The sequence below is a fragment of the Streptomyces sp. AHA2 genome (assembly GCF_036857595.1).
Taxonomy (GTDB): Bacteria; Actinomycetota; Actinomycetes; order Streptomycetales; family Streptomycetaceae; genus Streptomyces.
The window spans coordinates 98,502-113,408 of record NZ_JAUQWJ010000001.1 but is presented as its reverse complement, the minus strand read 5'-3'; the positions used below and the strand labels follow the sequence as shown (position 1 = coordinate 113,408).

Sequence of the window (14,907 nt, the reverse complement as noted above, 5' to 3'; positions counted from 1 at the left end):
GATCTTCAAGGCGGCAGCCGATTCCCGCATCGGGCACCGGGCCGGGCAAGATGGGGGCGTGACCCTCATCGATCAGCTGCCGCGGACCGCCGACCCCGACGCCTTGTACGACGCCTTCGAGTCGTGGGCCGGCGAGCGGGGGCTCACCCTCTACCCCCACCAGGAGGAGGCGCTGATCGAGGTGGTCTCCGGCGCGAACGTGATCGTGTCGACGCCCACCGGGTCCGGCAAGAGCATGATCGCGGCGGGCGCGCACTTCGCGGCCCTCGCGCGCGACGAGGTCACCTTCTACACCGCACCGATCAAGGCACTGGTGTCGGAGAAGTTCTTCGAGCTGTGCAAGATCTTCGGCACCGAGAACGTCGGCATGCTCACCGGTGACGCCTCGGTCAACGCCGACGCCCCCGTCATCTGCTGCACCGCCGAGGTCCTGGCGTCGATCGCGCTCCGCGACGGCAAGGACGCGGACGTCGGCCAGGTGGTGATGGACGAGTTCCACTTCTACGCGGAGGGTGACCGCGGCTGGGCCTGGCAGATCCCGATCCTGGAGCTGCCGCAGGCGCAGTTCGTGCTGATGTCGGCGACGCTCGGTGACGTCTCCTTCTTCGAGAAGGACCTCACCCGTCGCACCGGCCGCCCCACGGCGGTGGTCCGCTCGGCCACCCGCCCGGTGCCGCTGTCCTACGAGTACCGCTACACCCCCCTCACCGAGACGCTCACCGATCTGCTCCAGGCCCGGCAGGCGCCCGTCTACATCGTGCACTTCACGCAGGCGCAGGCGGTGGAGCGGGCGCAGGCGCTCATGAGCATCAACATGTGCTCGAAGGAGGAGAAGGAGCAGATCGCCGAACTGATCGGCAATTTCCGCTTCACCACCAAGTTCGGCCGCAACCTCTCCCGTTACGTCCGGCACGGCATCGGCGTCCACCACGCCGGCATGCTGCCCAAGTACCGCCGCCTGGTGGAGAAGCTCGCGCAGGCCGGTCTGCTGAAGGTCATCTGCGGCACCGACACCCTCGGCGTCGGCGTCAACGTCCCCATCCGCACCGTGCTGTTCACGGCCCTCACCAAGTACGACGGCACCCGCGTGCGCACCCTGCGCGCCCGGGAGTTCCACCAGATCGCCGGCCGCGCCGGCCGGGCCGGATTCGACACCGAGGGCTTCGTGGTCGCCCAGGCACCCGAGCACGTCGTGGAGAACGAGAAGGCCCTCGCCAAGGCCGGTGACGATCCCAAGAAGCGCCGCAAGGTCGTCCGCAAGAAGGCGCCCGAGGGGTTCGTCGCCTGGTCCGAGCAGACCTTCGAAAAGCTCATCGCCTCCGAACCGGAGCCGCTGACCTCCCGGTTCCGCGTGACGCACACCATGCTGCTGTCGGTCATCGCCCGGCCCGGCAACGCGTTCGAGGCCATGCGCCGCCTGCTGGAGGACAACCACGAGCCGCGCAAGCAGCAGCTGCGGCACATCCGCCGGGCCATCGCCATCTACCGCTCGCTGCTCGACGGCGGCATCGTCGAGAAGCTCGACCAGCCGGACGCGGAGGGGCGCATCGTCCGTCTCACGGTCGACCTCCAGCAGGACTTCGCCCTCAACCAGCCGCTGTCCACGTTCGCGCTCGCCGCCTTCGAACTGCTCGACCCCGAGTCGCCGTCGTACGCGCTCGACATGGTCTCCGTCGTGGAGTCGACCCTGGACGACCCGCGGCAGATCCTCGCCGCCCAGCAGAACAAGGCACGCGGCGAGGCCGTGGCCCAGATGAAGGCGGACGGCGTCGAGTACGAGGAGCGCATGGAGCGCCTCCAGGACATCACCTACCCCAAGCCCCTGGAGGAGCTGCTCTTCCACGCGTACAACACGTATCGCAAGAGCCACCCCTGGGTCGGCGACCACCCGCTGTCGCCGAAGTCCGTCATCCGGGACATGTACGAACGCGCGCTGTCCTTCACCGAGTTGGTCTCCCACTACGAGCTGGCCCGCACCGAGGGCATCGTGCTGCGTTACCTCGCCAGCGCCTACAAGGCCCTCGACCACACCGTCCCCGACGACCTCAAGTCCGAGGACCTGCAGGACCTCATCGAGTGGCTGGGCGAGATGGTCCGCCAGGTCGACTCCAGCCTGCTCGACGAGTGGGAGCAGCTCGCCAACCCGGAGGAGATGACCGCCGAGGAGGCCCAGGAGAAGGCCGACGAGGTCAAGCCCGTCACCGCCAACGCGCGGGCCTTCCGGGTCCTGGTCCGCAACGCCATGTTCCGCCGGGTCGAACTGGCCGCCCTCGACCAGGTCGGCGAACTGGGCGAGATGGACGCCGAGTCCGGCTGGGACGCCGAGGCGTGGGGCGAGGCGATGGACACGTACTGGGACGAGTACGACGACCTCGGCACCGGCCCCGACGCCCGCGGACCGAAGCTGCTCATCATCGAGGAGGAGCCGGAGAACGCCCTGTGGCGGGTCCGGCAGATCTTCCACGATCCGAACGGCGACCACGACTGGGGCATCAGCGCGGAGATCGACCTCACCGCCTCGGACGCCGAGGGCCGCGCGGTCGTCCGCGTCACCGACGTCGGCCAGCTCTGACCGGCCCGGCAGCAGCGAACACAGGAGAAAGCCATCACATGACGACCAACCCCGCCGAGAGTCTCGTCGACCTGCTCGACCTGGAGCAGATCGAGGTCGACATCTTCCGCGGCCGCAGCCCCGAGGAGTCCCTGCAGCGGGTCTTCGGCGGGCAGGTGGCGGGCCAGGCGCTGGTCGCCGCGGGCCGCACCACGGAGGGCGACCGGCCCGTGCACTCGCTGCACGCCTACTTCCTGCGGCCGGGCCGGCCGGGAGTGCCGATCGTCTACCAGGTGGAGCACGTGCGCGACGGGCGCTCCTTCACCACGCGGCGGGTCACGGCCGTGCAGCAGGGCCGCACGATCTTCAACCTCACCGCTTCCTTCCACAAGCCGGAGGAGGGCGGCTTCGAGCACCAGCTGCCGCCGGCCCGCAAGGTCCCCGACCCCGAGTCCCTGCCGACGGTCACCGAGGAGATCCGCGAGCACCTGGGCGCCCTGCCGGAGCAGCTGGAGCGGATGGCCCGCCGCCAGCCCTTCGACATCCGTTACGTGGACCGGCTGCGCTGGACCACCGAGGAGGTCCGGGACGCCGAACCGCGCAGCGCCGTGTGGATGCGCGCGGTCGGACCGCTGGGCGACGACCCGCTCGTGCACACCTGTGCCCTCACCTACGCCAGCGACATGACCTTGCTGGACGCCGTGCGCATCCCGGTCGAGCCGCTGTGGGGACCGCGCGGCTTCGACATGGCGTCGCTGGACCACGCCATGTGGTTCCACCGCCCCTTCCGGGCGGACGACTGGCTGCTCTACGACCAGGAGTCGCCCATCGCGGTCGGCGGCCGTGGTCTGGCCCGGGGCCGCATCTACGACCTGGAGGGGCGGCTGGTCGTCTCCGTCGTCCAGGAGGGTCTCTTCCGGAAGCTGGGCTGAGCCGCCCTTCACCGGTACGGCTCCACGAGGGCGGGCCCCGGATCGCGCCCGGCACCCGGTCCGGTGACCATGGCAGGGAAAGGCCCAGCCGGCGTCACGCGCCCGCCGTGACCGGGAGGTGACCACGCTGCACTCCGTGCTCCCCGTCCTGTTCGCCATCTGCGCGGCCTTCAGCAACGCCGCGGCGACGGTCCTGCAGCGCAAGGCGGCCCTCACCGTGCCGCGTGCGCAGGGCTTCAGAGCCGGGCTGATGCTCGACCTGCTGCGGCGGCCGGTCTGGCTGGCCGGCATCGTCGCGGTGATCGGCGCCGCCGTCTGCCAGGCACTGGCCCTGGCAACGGGGCCGTTGACGATCGTGCAGCCGCTGTTCGTGCTGGAACTTCCGCTCACTCTGGTCGTCGCCTCCGTGCTGATGCACCGGCACCTGCCCGGTGCGGGCTGGCTGGCCGTCGCGGGGGTGGTGGCCGGGCTCGCCGTCGCCCTGGCCGCGGCCTCCCCGTCCGGGGACCGCACGCATGTGCCGCTGGACCGCTGGATTCCCGCACTGGCCGTGTGCGCGGGGCTGGTCGTCGTCCTCTCCCTGACCGCCCTCGGACGCCCGGAGGGCCGTGCCCGTGCCGCCTGCCTGGGAACCGCCACGGCGATCAGCTACGCGGTGACCGCCGCCCTGATGAAGTCGGCCACCCACATCCTCGACGAACAGGGACTCGTGGGCTTCCTCACCACCTGGCAGACCTACGCCTTCGCCGTGACCGGCGTGTGCGCGCTGTTCCTGCTGGAGAACTCCCTGCAGGCCGGGCCGCTGGTCGCCTCCCAGCCGGCGCTCACCCTCGGCGACGCGCTGGTGAGCCTCATCCTAGGCATCCTCCTGTACGAGGAGACCATCCGATCGGGGTGGTGGCTGGTGCCCCAGCTGTTCGGGGTCGCCCTGATCGCCGCCGGGGTCCTGGCCCTGTCCCGCATTCCCCTCACCCAGTCGCTGATCGCCCCGGACGGGGAGCAGGAGCCGGTGGCAGCGCCCTGACCACGGCAGGATCCTGGCGTCGGCCTCTGCCGCGGAGGCGGCTCAGCAGGCCACCGCGGCGGGCTCCGGGGCCGGTCCCCGGGCGGTGGACACCTGCGGGCGAGGTGTCGGAGCCCGGTGCCTGGCGGGCAAGGACCGGGACCGGCCGCAGGGCGGTAAGCGGCGTGTGCCGCACGGCGGAAGAGGAAGCCGGAAGTCGTTCGCGTGCCGTCTCCAGCGTGTGCGCGAGGTCCGCACGGAACCAGGCCACTTCATCCGGTTCGCTCGCCGTCACGAGCGTCGCGGCCAGCTCGGCGGCGGGCGAACCCGGAGCGCCGTGTGACGGAGGGCGCGGGCGGAACCGGTCCAGCCGCGCGCGCTCCTCCGGGTCCGGCACGACGTCCGCGACATCGGCCGGATCGAGCAGAGAGGCGACGGCTGCGGCCCGCGCCCACGGGTCGTCCCCGGCCTGCCGCGTCAGGAATCCGATGTGCCTTCCCCGCCAGTTGCGGGGCCGCCGGTCCGTTCCCGCCTTCTGCGCTTCCCGCATCTCCGCGGATGTGCGGCGGCCGGTCAGCAGCCGGGCGTTGCCCGCCTCCGCCGCGAAGCGGCTCAGTTCCTCGGACAGGTAGAGCCAGACGACGGTCCGGTAGCGGTTGAGGTAGAAGCGGACCGGCACCAGGAGGCCGAAACGCGCCAGGGCCGTGAACCTGCTCGGCGCCACCGCCATCAGCTCGGCGCCCTCGCGGGTGCCGACCGTCGCCACGCGCCGGCGCAGTATCCCGGGGAAGCCGTCCCCGGCGCGCAGCCGGTCGATCTCGGCCCGGGCCACGCGTCGTCCTCCGCCGCCCTCGTCCGGCACGGTACGAATGAGGCCCAGGTTCACCGCCAGGTCGAACTCCCCCCGCTTCAGGTCCAGTTCGCGGGCGGCCCGGCTCGGGGCACAGTACGTGCGGTCGGATGTGCTGCTGGTGCGTGACATGGTCGGTCTCCCCCGTGGAGTGGGCGGCTGACGCCGGACGCGATCGCCGTGACACAGACCGTATCCGGTCCGCGACTTTGCGTGGCAAGCCTGTGGACAACTTCACGAGGGTCACGACACCGCAGGTCAGAGGTCCGTGATCGGCTTCTGCTCGGGCCGGCGCGCGTCCACGTCGAGGTGCTCGCCGACGCGGTTGACCAGAAGGGTCATCTCGTAGGCGATCTGGCCGATGTCGGCCTCCGCACCGCTCAGGACGCACAGGCAGCTGCCCGCTCCGGCCGCGGTGACGAAGAGGACCGCGTCGTCGAACTCGATCATCGTCTGGCGTACGCCGCCCGCCCCGAAGTGCCGCCCCGAGCCCTTGGCCAGACTGTGCAGCCCGGACGACACGGCCGCGAGGTGCTCGGCGTCCTCGCGGCGCAGACCGGTGCTCGACCCGGTCACCAGGCCGTCGTTGGACAGGACCAGTGCGTGCCGCACGTCGTGGACGCGTTCGGTCAGATCGTCGAGCAGCCAGCCCAGTCCCTGGTTCTGCGACATCTTCCGTTCTCCCCGTTTTCTCCCCGTACGATTCCCCTCCTTTTCGGAGGATCTCCATGCCAGCCTTCCCCACGACCGGGGCCGGGGCAAGGAGGATGGAAGCCATGGCACAGAAGATGACCGACGCGCAATGGCGGGAGTTCGTCTCCCACGGCACCCGCACCGCGAAGCTCTCGACCGTCCGGGCCGACGGCAGCCCGCACGTGGCGCCGATCTGGTTCGTGATGGACGGCGACGAGCTGGTGTTCAGCACCGGCAAGAGCACCGTGAAGGGGCGCAACATCGTCCGCGACGGCCGGGTCGCCCTCTGCGTCGACGACGACCGGCCGCCGTTCTCGTTCGTCGTGGTGCAGGGCCGCGCTCGCGTCTCGGAGGACCTGGACGAGGTGCGGCGCTGGGCCACGCGCATCGGCGCCCGCTACATGGGCGCCGAGCGTGCCGAGGAGTTCGGTGCCCGCAACGGCGTCCCGGGTGAACTCCTCGTGCGCGTGACCGTCGACAAGGTACTGGCGGAGGCGGACGTCGCCGACTGAGGGTGGCGCGGCGGTTCAGCCGACGGAGTCGAGCAGCCGGGCGGTGTGCATCCGTCCGGCTGCTCGACGAGCCGGATCAGCACCTCCTTGCCCGAGTCGCGCTCGTGGGCGTCGCACAGCACCACCGGGGTGCCCCGGTCGAGGTCGAGGGCGCGCGCGTCACCGTGCAGACGCACGGCCGCCATGCCCAGAGAGTGCATGCTCGCGACGCCGATACCGGTGGTGAGTCCGGCGAGGGCCCGGCCTCGGTCGGGGCCCTGACCGACGGCGAAGGCGCCGGCGCAGACGACGATCATGGCGACCATCAGACTCAGCAGCGTGAGCGGCACGTCGTAGCGGGTGCCGGTGCCGGTGACGCTGAAACCGAGCATGGCCACGAAGTGCATGATCCAGATGCCGGTGCCGATCGCCGAGGCGGCGGTGAGGAACCAGTTGTGGCGCGAGCGCCCGGTGGCGGCGAGCGCGCGGACGGTGCAGCGCAGTTCCAAGGCGCGCCGGTGCAGGCCATCAACAGGGGGAGCGTTCCGGAAGTCGTTGCAAGGTGACGCAAGGTGCTTCGGATCGATCGGGTCACGCTCATACGTGTGCACCGAGCCCTCACCCCTGCCGGTGAGGAATCATGCCGTACATGAGCGACGACCAGACGCGTGTCCAGGAGTTCTTCACAGCCCGCGCCGCCGACTGGGACAGCCGGTTCCCCGACGACGGCCCGGCCTACGCGGCCGCGGTCGCGGAACTCGGACTGCGCCCGGGCGGCCGGGTGCTGGACGCCGGGTGCGGCACGGGCCGCGCCCTGCCGCCGCTGCGTGCCGCCGTCGGGCCCTCGGGAGTCGTGCTCGGGGCCGATCTGACACCGGCGATGCTGCGCGAGGCCGTCCGGGCCCGGCGGGACCGGGAGGGGGCGCTGCTGCTCGCGGACGTCGCCGCGCTGCCCCTGCGGTCGGGATCACTCGACGCCGTGTTCGGCGCGGGTCTCGTCTCCCACCTGCCGGATCCGCCCGAGAACCTGCGCGAGCTGGCACGCGTGGTGCGCCCCGGCGGGCTGCTGGCCCTGTTCCACCCGATCGGCAGGGCCGCCCTCGCGGCCCGGCACGGCCGCGTGCTCACCCCGGACGACCTGCGTGCCGAGCCCAACCTCCGCCCCCTGCTGGCCGGTTCGGGATGGCACCTGAGGTCGTACGTGGACGAGGAGCACCGCTTTCTCGCGCTGGCGGTGCGGTCGGGCACGTGAACGTCCCGGCGCTCGGGCGGAGCGAGTGGGCGAAGCCACCGGCGCGATGACGTCCGGGCACGCATGTCTCGAGGCCGCCCCCGGGCCGCGCGTCACCCGGTCGAGGTGCCCGGCGCCTCCTCGCCCCGTACCGGGCAACCGCGCAGGCCAGGGACCGGACGGGTGCCGAGGTCGGCGATCCGGTAGCCGTGCGGGTAGCCCTTGATCTCCCGGTTCTGGCGAGCGAAGTGCGGGGCGCGGCGCGGCGGCAGCAGCCGGACCGCGCGGCCCCGCAGCCGGACCGCGCGGCGCACCCACGCGCGCGTGGCGGCGCTCGGCGGGGTGTAGCGGAAGGCGCGCAGGAGCGAGTCGTCGAGCAGCGAGAGGGTCGTGGCGCGCAGCAGGGGCGCGAGCGGAGCCGGGTACCAGGAGGCCATCAGGTCGAGCGTGGCGTCGGAGACGCGCCGGGCGTCCTCGTCCCAGGCGAAGTGGGCCGCCTCATAGGCGTCGAGCAGGGTCTCGAACTCCTCGTAGCTCTCGGGGATGTCCTTGATGCCCATGTGGCGGCCCAGCGTGCGGTGGTGGACGACGGAGGCGACGACCTCGTGGCGGGACAGCCGCCGCCAGCCGTAGGCGTCGATCCACCGCTTCGGCATGACGACGAACGTGCACAGGACGTAGCGCATGTCGTCGTCGCTGATGTCGTAGCTGCGGTGCATGCCGTTGATACGGCGGATGGCGGTCCTGCCCAGGTCGCTGCCGAACCCGTGCTCCACGACGGCGTCCAGGAGCAGGGAGGTGTCGTCGTAGCGCTTCTGGGCGCGTTCGGTGAGTTCCGCAGTCCGGGCGAGCAGCCGGCCGATGCTCGGGACGGCGTACGTGCGGTACAGCGCCAGTTCCAGGGCGCGGGTGTGGTCCCAGGGGAATTCGTAGGCCACGCTCAGCCGGTAGATGTCCGTGGCCTGCCGGTACGGGTCCATCCGCCGGATCTGTTCCAGTCGCGCGAATCGCTTCACCCTGCCGTCCCCCTTCTGCCACGACTTCCGCAACTCTACGTTGGACGGGAGGAGATGACGGGCAGACAGTTCACGCACACCCGGGAAAGGTGGTCCGCATGTGGGGCAGGGTCCGCAAGGCCGGGGACAGGGTCGCGCACGCCTTGCGCACGGAACCGAAGGCCGGCGGGGGCAGGCGCCCGCACAACCTGTTCGAGGCCGCGGCGTCCTACGTCACGGCCTGCGCCGAGGACGATCAGGAACGGGCCGACGAGGCGGCCGGCTGGGTCTCGCCGGAGGCCCTGTCGTTCGGCGTGAACGAACTGGCCTGCCGGGCCGTGGTCGCCATCGCGCGGGAGCGCGGTCGCTCACCAGAGGCGGTGGCCCGGGAACTGCTGGGGCTTCCGGCGGCGTGACGGACCTCCCCGCGACGGCCGTTTCGCCCCCGTCCGCCGGAAAACTGCAGCTCGCACGCCCGGACCAGGTCGTGACAAGCGGCTTCCGCACGCACTAGGGTGCGCGCGGTTGGACGAACCGATGGGGAGGCTGGGATGGCCGGGACGGACGAGGTCGCCGCCACCGCCGAGGACGACGCGCTCTACGTGCTCACGGCGGTGCTGCTGACGCCGGCGAAGTTCCCGAGTGTGCTCGGCGACGACTACCCCGAGGCCTGCGCGGCGCTCGGTCTCGCCCCGCTCGCGGACGGGTACGGGCTGGTGCTCGGCCAGGACGGCGAGGGCGCCCGGTGGACCGTGGTCACCGACGACGTCTCCCTGGTGGCCGTCGCGATCGCCTCATGGGACTGCGGCATGGAGTACGAGCTGTCCCCGGACGAGCGCACGGTCGTGTCCGCGCTGCCCGGCTGGCCGCTCGCGGTCGCCGTCGCGGCCCCCGGCGTGCCCGCGCCGCACGACCCCGGCCCGGACGTCGACGACCGTCCCCCGCTGTCTCCGCCCGACACCACCGTCTGGGGCCCGGCCCAGCGGCGTCTCGGAGCGGATGAGATCGCCTTGCAGTGGGCGATGTGGCGGGAGCAGGTCGACGACGTGGCCTTCCCCGAGCCCGCCGCGTCCGCGAGCGAGGACGGCGCTCCCCGGGACGCGGGACCCCGGGACGGAGGCGCCCGCGGCGGAAACGGGCGGAAGGTGAGCTACAGCGGCATCCGGCGGGCCCTCACCGAAGCCCGTACCTACATCGACACGCCACCACCGCTGGGCCGGGTCCGTTCGTCCTTCGCGCCGGGTGACGCACGGATCCTGCGGGCCGACGGCCCGGGCTGGTCCCTGGTCGCCCGGACCGACGACATCGCGTTCGTGCTGCTGGACGACGAGCCGGGCGAGGTGCTGCCCGTGGGCAGGGGGCCGGAGCTGCCGGGTCTGCTCGAAGCGCTGGACAGGATGGCCGTACGGCCCAACTGACCCGGGCCGCGCAACGGAGCGCCCCGGCCATCGCGTCGGCGCGTGGCTGCCCGCCCCGGTCCTCAGCGCGTCACCGGCCGAGTTCCTTGCGTGTGGCGCGGCGCAGCCTGCGCCGCTGTGACGGGTCCAGGGTGAGGTACGCCGCGGCCGGGACTCCCAGGACGATCAGGAGCGCCGCCCACCAGGGCAGCCAGATCAGCAGCAGGAGTCCGACCGCCACACCTCCCACGGCGATCTTGGCGTTGTTGGACATGTCGTCGCCTCCTTCGCGGCTGTTGCCGCTCTCTGTCCGGGAAACGGACCCGCGCCCGCGCCGGTTCCGATCCGCGACCCTGAGACATCCCTGAGCGGACCCTGAGGCGCCCCTGAGGCGTCCATAGTGACCCAGCTCACTGAACTACCCCACCCATCCGGAGCGCAAGTGCTGTACTCTCGGCGACTCCGCTCCACTAGTCAAATTTGAGGACCCAGTCATCATCGAGCAGCCGACACCCCGGGAACCTTCCTCCACCCTCCTCGAGCTGACCCGATGTCACGCCGTGTTCCTGCCCGGCGACCCACCGCGTACCGGCCGCATCGCCTTCTGGCGGCCCGGCGGCACGCCTCCACCGGCACCGGGGCCGTCGTCCGTCGCGGACCCGTCTCCCGCCCGGTCTCCCGCCGCCTTCTCTCTCGCTGACGCGACTGTCGTCGATCTGGACGTCGTCGTGCCCGGGCCCGAAGGGGTGGAGAGAACGACGGTGCCCGCCGCCCTCCTGCCGGTACGCGCTGCCCTGCCGGTCCTCCTGGCACGCGCGCGTGCCGACGCCCGAGGACACCGGTCCGCGGTGTTCTGGGGCGCGGCCGCCCTGCACGCGCTGCATCTCCTGTCGCGCGGTCTGCTGCTCCCCGGCCTGTCGCCGGACGACCACGACGCCTGGCGCGCCGGTCCACTGCACGGCGAGGACGCCGAGGGCGTACGCCGCCTCGCCGCCGCGATGCCGCCGGAGGCACACGCCGTGCCGCTGGACGGGCAGGGGCCGTTGCGGTTGCCCGAGCCCGACACGCTCCTGCGGGCCTTCCTCGACGCGGTGGCCGACACCCTGCCCCGCTCCCCCGCCGCCCCTTCGGTGACCGGTGGCGCCGCGTACGCGTCGCACAGCCCCGTGCACCTGCCCGAACAGCGCCTCTGGGCCGCCGACATCGCCGCGGGCCACGACGCGGGCGTACGGCTGTCGCTGCGGATCGAGGCGGACGGGCCGACGAATCTCGAGACGGACGCACCGCTGGACGCGGAAGACCTCGACGGGGAAGACCTCGACGCGGACGTGGCCTTCCGGGCCGTGCTGCAGGTTCACAGCGTCAGCGACCCGGCGCTGGTGGCGGACGCCGCGGACGTCTGGGCCGGTGGGGAGGCCTTCGGCCCCCGTGCGCGGATGGACGCCCTGCTCGCCCTGCGGCGGGCGGCCCGGGCCTGGGCGCCGCTCGCGCCCCTGCTGTCGGCGGCCGTACCGGACGCGGTGGTCCTCGGCGACGAGGAGGTGGTCGACCTCCTGGGCACCGGGGCTCGGCTCCTGTCCGCGGCCGGGGTGGAGGTCCACTGGCCCAAGGGACTGACCCCCCGGCTCACCACGCGCGCGCAGGTGGGTCCGTCCGACGTCGAGAGGGAGCAGACTGCGGCGCAGCAGCCCGGACGACGCCCCGGGGCGACACCGTCGTTCCTCTCCGCCGACGCGCTGCTCGCCTTCACCTGGTCGTTCGCACTGGGCGACCGGCAGCTGAGCCGTGCGGAGCTGGACCGGCTCGCCGAGGCCAAGCGCCCTGTCGTGCGGCTGCGGGACCAGTGGGTCCTGGTCGACCCGGACGAGGTGCGCCTGGCCCGCTCGCGGCAGGACCACAAGGTCACTCCGGTGGACGCGCTCGGCGCGGCCCTGACGGGCTGGACCGAGGTCGAGGGACACCGGGTGGAGGTCCGGCCCACGGGGTGGCTCGCGGCGCTCAAGGAACGGCTGGCCGACCCGGAGGCACAGCAGCCCGTCGAACAGCCGGCCGCCCTCGCGGCCACCCTGCGCGACTACCAGCGGCGGGGACTCAACTGGCTGGCGAGCATGACCTCGCTGGGACTGGGCTGCTGTCTCGCCGACGACATGGGACTGGGCAAGACCGTCACCCTGATCTCCCTGCATCTGCACCGGCAGACCGAGGCGCGGTCCGCCGGGCCCACCCTCGTGGTCTGTCCGACGTCCCTGATGGGCAACTGGCAACGCGAGATCGAACGGTTCGCCCCGGGCGTCCCGGTCCGGCGGTTCCACGGCCAGCGGCGCTCCCTGGAGGACCTGGCGGAGGGCGAGTTCGTCCTCACCACGTACGGCACCATGCGCCTGGACGCGGGCCGGCTCGGTGAGGTTCCTTGGGGCATGCTCGTGGCGGACGAGGCCCAGCACGTGAAGAACCCGTACTCCTCGACCGCGCGCGAGCTGCGTTCCATCGGCGCACGCGCGCGTGTGGCCCTCACCGGCACCCCGGTGGAGAACAACCTGTCGGAGCTGTGGGCGATCCTCGACTGGGCGACTCCGGGACTGCTGGGCCGGCTCGGCGCCTTCCGGCGGCGGTACGCGGAGGCGGTCGAGGGCGGCCGGGACCCCGCGGCCGCCGACCGGCTGGCCCGGCTGGTACGGCCGTTCCTGCTGCGCCGCCGCAAGTCCGACCCCGGGATCGCGCCGGAGCTGCCGCCCAAGACCGAGACCGACCACGCCGTGTCGCTCACCCCGGAGCAGACCGCGCTGTACGAGGCCGTGGTGCGCGAGGCGCTGGCCGAGATCTCCGGCGCCGGCAGCATGGCCCGTCGGGGCATGATCGTGAAGCTGCTCACCGGTCTCAAGCAGATCTGCAACCATCCGGCCCAGTACCTCAAGGAGGAGCGACCGGTGATCCCCGGGCGTTCCGGGAAGCTGGAGCTGCTGGACGAACTGCTGGCCACCATCCTCGCCGAGGGGGCGGGCGTGCTGGTCTTCACGCAGTACGTGCAGATGGCCCGCCTGCTGGAACGGCATCTGGCCGCGCGGGGCACGCCTTCTCAGTTCCTGCACGGCGGGACGTCCGTGGCCGAGCGCGAGGCCATGGTGCGGCGCTTCCAGGACGGTGAGGTGCCGGTGTTCCTGCTGTCTCTGAAGGCGGCGGGCACCGGGTTGAACCTGACCCGGGCCGAGCACGTCGTGCACTACGACCGCTGGTGGAACCCGGCCGTGGAGGCGCAGGCGACCGACCGTGCGTACCGGATCGGCCAGACGCGGCCGGTGCAGGTGCACCGGATCATCGCCGAGGGGACCGTGGAGGACCGCATCGCCGCACTGCTGGCCCGCAAACGGAAGCTCGCGGACGCGGTCCTGGGTGCCGGCGAGTCCGCACTGACGGAACTGACGGACGCCGAACTGGCCGACCTGGTCGAGCTGCGAGGGGATCTGCGATGAACCGGTACGAGGACGCCCCCGAGCGCACCTTCGCCGCACTGCCTCCCGCGCGCGGGAAGGCCTTCGCCCAGAACTGGTGGGGCCGGGCCTGGCTGCAGGCGCTGGAGGACTCCGCGCTCGACCTGGCGCAGCTCAAGGCGGGCCGGCGGCTCGCCCGCGCGGGAGCGGTCGGCGCCGTGTCGGTGCGTCCCGGGCGCCTCACGGCCGTCGTCCAGGACCGCGACGGCACGGCCCACCGGGCCGATGTGCTGCTGTCCGAGCTCTCGCCCGAGCAGTGGGACCGCTTCCTGGACATGGCGGTGGAACGGGCCGGTCACGTGGCCGCGCTGCTGGACCGGGAGATGCCGCCCCACCTGGTCGAGGACGCGGCGGGCGCGGGCGTCGAACTGCTGCCCGGGATCGGCGACCTGGAGCCGGAGTGCGGGTGCGAGGCCTGGGACCACTGCGGGCACACGGCGGCGCTCTGCTACGAGGTGGCCCGGCTATTGGACCAGGACCCGTTCGTCCTGCTGCTGATGCGGGGACGCACCGAACCGGCCCTGCTGGAGGACCTCCAGGCGCGCAGCGGGGCGTCCGCGGTCCCGGGCTCGGCCGGGCCGGAGGGCGTGGACGCGGCCGAGGCGTACGCGGCCGGCGACATCCTGCCGCCGCTGCCGGCCCCGCCCGGCCTGCCCGCCGAGCCGGGTACGCCCCCCTCACTCGACACCGGGACACCTCCCGCCCCCGGCATCGACCCGCCGGCCCTGGAGTACCTGGCCGCGCGCACCGCCGTCCACGCCCACCGGCTGCTCGCACAGGCGCTCGCAGGTGACCTCGGGCCGGAGTTCACACCTGGGCAGGACGCGGTGCGGCTGGCCGCCGGCGACCCGCCGCCGGAGGTGGCCGACCGGCTCGCCGACGGGTCGGGACGCGGCCGCGAGGGACTGGCGACGGCCGTCCGTGCCTGGCGCCTGGGCGGCCCCGACGCACTGTCCGTCCTCGACGAGGAGTGGCAGGTCGAGGGCGAGGTGCTCGCACGCGCGCGTGCCGCGCTGGAGGCGGCCTGGGACGCGGACGAACGGCCGCGGCTGCGCGTGCGGGGCAACCGGTGGACAACCGCCGGTTCGGCCGCGCAGCTGCGCCTCGGCCGTGACGGCCGCTGGTGGCCCTACCGCGAGGAACGGGGCCGCTGGCAGCCTGCCGGAGCACCCAGCCAGGACCCGGCCACGGCCCTGGCCACCGCGGAACCCACAGCAGGAGAAGCGGACGCGCGGTGATGATCACGCCCCTGACGGACCCGGAGGTGATCTGAAGC

The 14,907-nt window shown here is 72.6% G+C and carries 13 protein-coding genes and 1 pseudogene; 9 read left to right on the top strand and 5 right to left on the bottom strand.

The window, feature by feature from the left end:
• Positions 1 to 58 precede the first annotated feature (58 nt).
• The 3 genes from Q5694_RS00565 (at position 59) to Q5694_RS00555 (ending at position 4,507) form a co-directional block, all read left to right on the top strand.
• Positions 59 to 2,572 carry a DEAD/DEAH box helicase gene (locus Q5694_RS00565; protein WP_333929934.1) on the top strand — a complete coding sequence of 838 codons (2,514 nt, stop codon included), beginning with the start codon at positions 59 to 61 and terminating at the stop codon, positions 2,570 to 2,572.
• A gap of 38 nt (positions 2,573 to 2,610) precedes the next feature.
• Positions 2,611 to 3,483, top strand: a complete 873-nt coding sequence (locus tag Q5694_RS00560; RefSeq protein WP_333929933.1) for an acyl-CoA thioesterase — start codon at positions 2,611 to 2,613, stop codon at positions 3,481 to 3,483.
• Between the two features lie 127 nt (positions 3,484 to 3,610).
• A complete protein-coding gene (locus Q5694_RS00555; RefSeq protein ID WP_333930539.1) occupies positions 3,611 to 4,507 on the top strand; it encodes a DMT family transporter in 897 nt (298 codons plus the stop codon).
• Here the strand turns inward: Q5694_RS00555 and Q5694_RS00550 are convergent.
• Both Q5694_RS00550 and Q5694_RS00545 read right to left on the bottom strand, forming a co-directional pair.
• The gene (locus tag Q5694_RS00550) at positions 4,452 to 5,468 is read right to left on the bottom strand and encodes a DUF6397 family protein (protein WP_333929932.1); all 1,017 of its coding nucleotides are present in this window, start codon (positions 5,466 to 5,468) and stop codon (positions 4,452 to 4,454) included. The genes Q5694_RS00555 and Q5694_RS00550 overlap by 56 nt on opposite strands.
• Before the next feature lie 126 nt (positions 5,469 to 5,594).
• Positions 5,595 to 6,008, bottom strand: coding sequence for a roadblock/LC7 domain-containing protein (locus Q5694_RS00545; protein ID WP_333929931.1), 414 nt, complete (start codon positions 6,006 to 6,008; stop codon positions 5,595 to 5,597).
• A gap of 104 nt (positions 6,009 to 6,112) precedes the next feature.
• Between Q5694_RS00545 and Q5694_RS00540 the strand changes: the two genes are divergently transcribed.
• Positions 6,113 to 6,541: a PPOX class F420-dependent oxidoreductase gene (locus tag Q5694_RS00540; protein WP_333929930.1), complete on the top strand. Its 429-nt coding sequence runs from the start codon at positions 6,113 to 6,115 to the stop codon at positions 6,539 to 6,541.
• A gap of 158 nt (positions 6,542 to 6,699) precedes the next feature.
• On the opposite strand, the pseudogene Q5694_RS00535 reads toward Q5694_RS00540, so the two are convergent.
• A pseudogene (locus Q5694_RS00535) lies at positions 6,700 to 7,121 on the bottom strand (MHYT domain-containing protein); the annotation flags it as partial.
• 48 nt (positions 7,122 to 7,169) lie between these two features.
• Here Q5694_RS00535 and Q5694_RS00530 point away from each other — a divergent pair.
• Entirely contained in the window at positions 7,170 to 7,772 is a 603-nt protein-coding gene (locus Q5694_RS00530; RefSeq protein ID WP_333929929.1) for a class I SAM-dependent methyltransferase, read from the top strand.
• Positions 7,773 to 7,864: 92 nt separating this feature from the next.
• On the opposite strand, the gene Q5694_RS00525 is transcribed toward Q5694_RS00530, so the two are convergent.
• Positions 7,865 to 8,767, bottom strand: a complete 903-nt coding sequence (locus Q5694_RS00525) for an oxygenase MpaB family protein (protein WP_333929928.1) — start codon at positions 8,765 to 8,767, stop codon at positions 7,865 to 7,867.
• Positions 8,768 to 8,865: 98 nt separating this feature from the next.
• On the opposite strand from Q5694_RS00525, the gene Q5694_RS00520 reads away from it, so the two are divergent.
• Complete coding sequence (locus tag Q5694_RS00520; RefSeq protein ID WP_333929927.1) at positions 8,866 to 9,162, top strand: hypothetical protein; 297 nt, start codon at positions 8,866 to 8,868, stop codon at positions 9,160 to 9,162.
• Positions 9,163 to 9,297: 135 nt separating this feature from the next.
• Positions 9,298 to 10,164, top strand: a complete 867-nt coding sequence (locus tag Q5694_RS00515; protein ID WP_333929926.1) for a hypothetical protein — start codon at positions 9,298 to 9,300, stop codon at positions 10,162 to 10,164.
• Positions 10,165 to 10,234: 70 nt separating this feature from the next.
• Here Q5694_RS00515 and Q5694_RS00510 read toward each other — a convergent pair whose 3' ends face one another.
• On the bottom strand, positions 10,235 to 10,417 hold the full coding sequence (locus Q5694_RS00510) for a hypothetical protein (RefSeq protein ID WP_333929925.1): 183 nt from the start codon (positions 10,415 to 10,417) through the stop codon (positions 10,235 to 10,237).
• A gap of 223 nt (positions 10,418 to 10,640) precedes the next feature.
• Here Q5694_RS00510 and Q5694_RS00505 point away from each other — a divergent pair, with 223 nt between their 5' ends.
• Both Q5694_RS00505 and Q5694_RS00500 read left to right on the top strand, forming a co-directional pair.
• Entirely contained in the window at positions 10,641 to 13,613 is a 2,973-nt protein-coding gene (locus Q5694_RS00505; RefSeq protein ID WP_333930538.1) for a DEAD/DEAH box helicase, read from the top strand.
• Positions 13,610 to 14,869, top strand: a complete 1,260-nt coding sequence (locus Q5694_RS00500; RefSeq protein WP_333929924.1) for an SWF or SNF family helicase — start codon at positions 13,610 to 13,612, stop codon at positions 14,867 to 14,869. Before Q5694_RS00505 ends, Q5694_RS00500 begins: the two co-directional genes overlap by 4 nt.
• Positions 14,870 to 14,907: the final 38 nt, after the last annotated feature.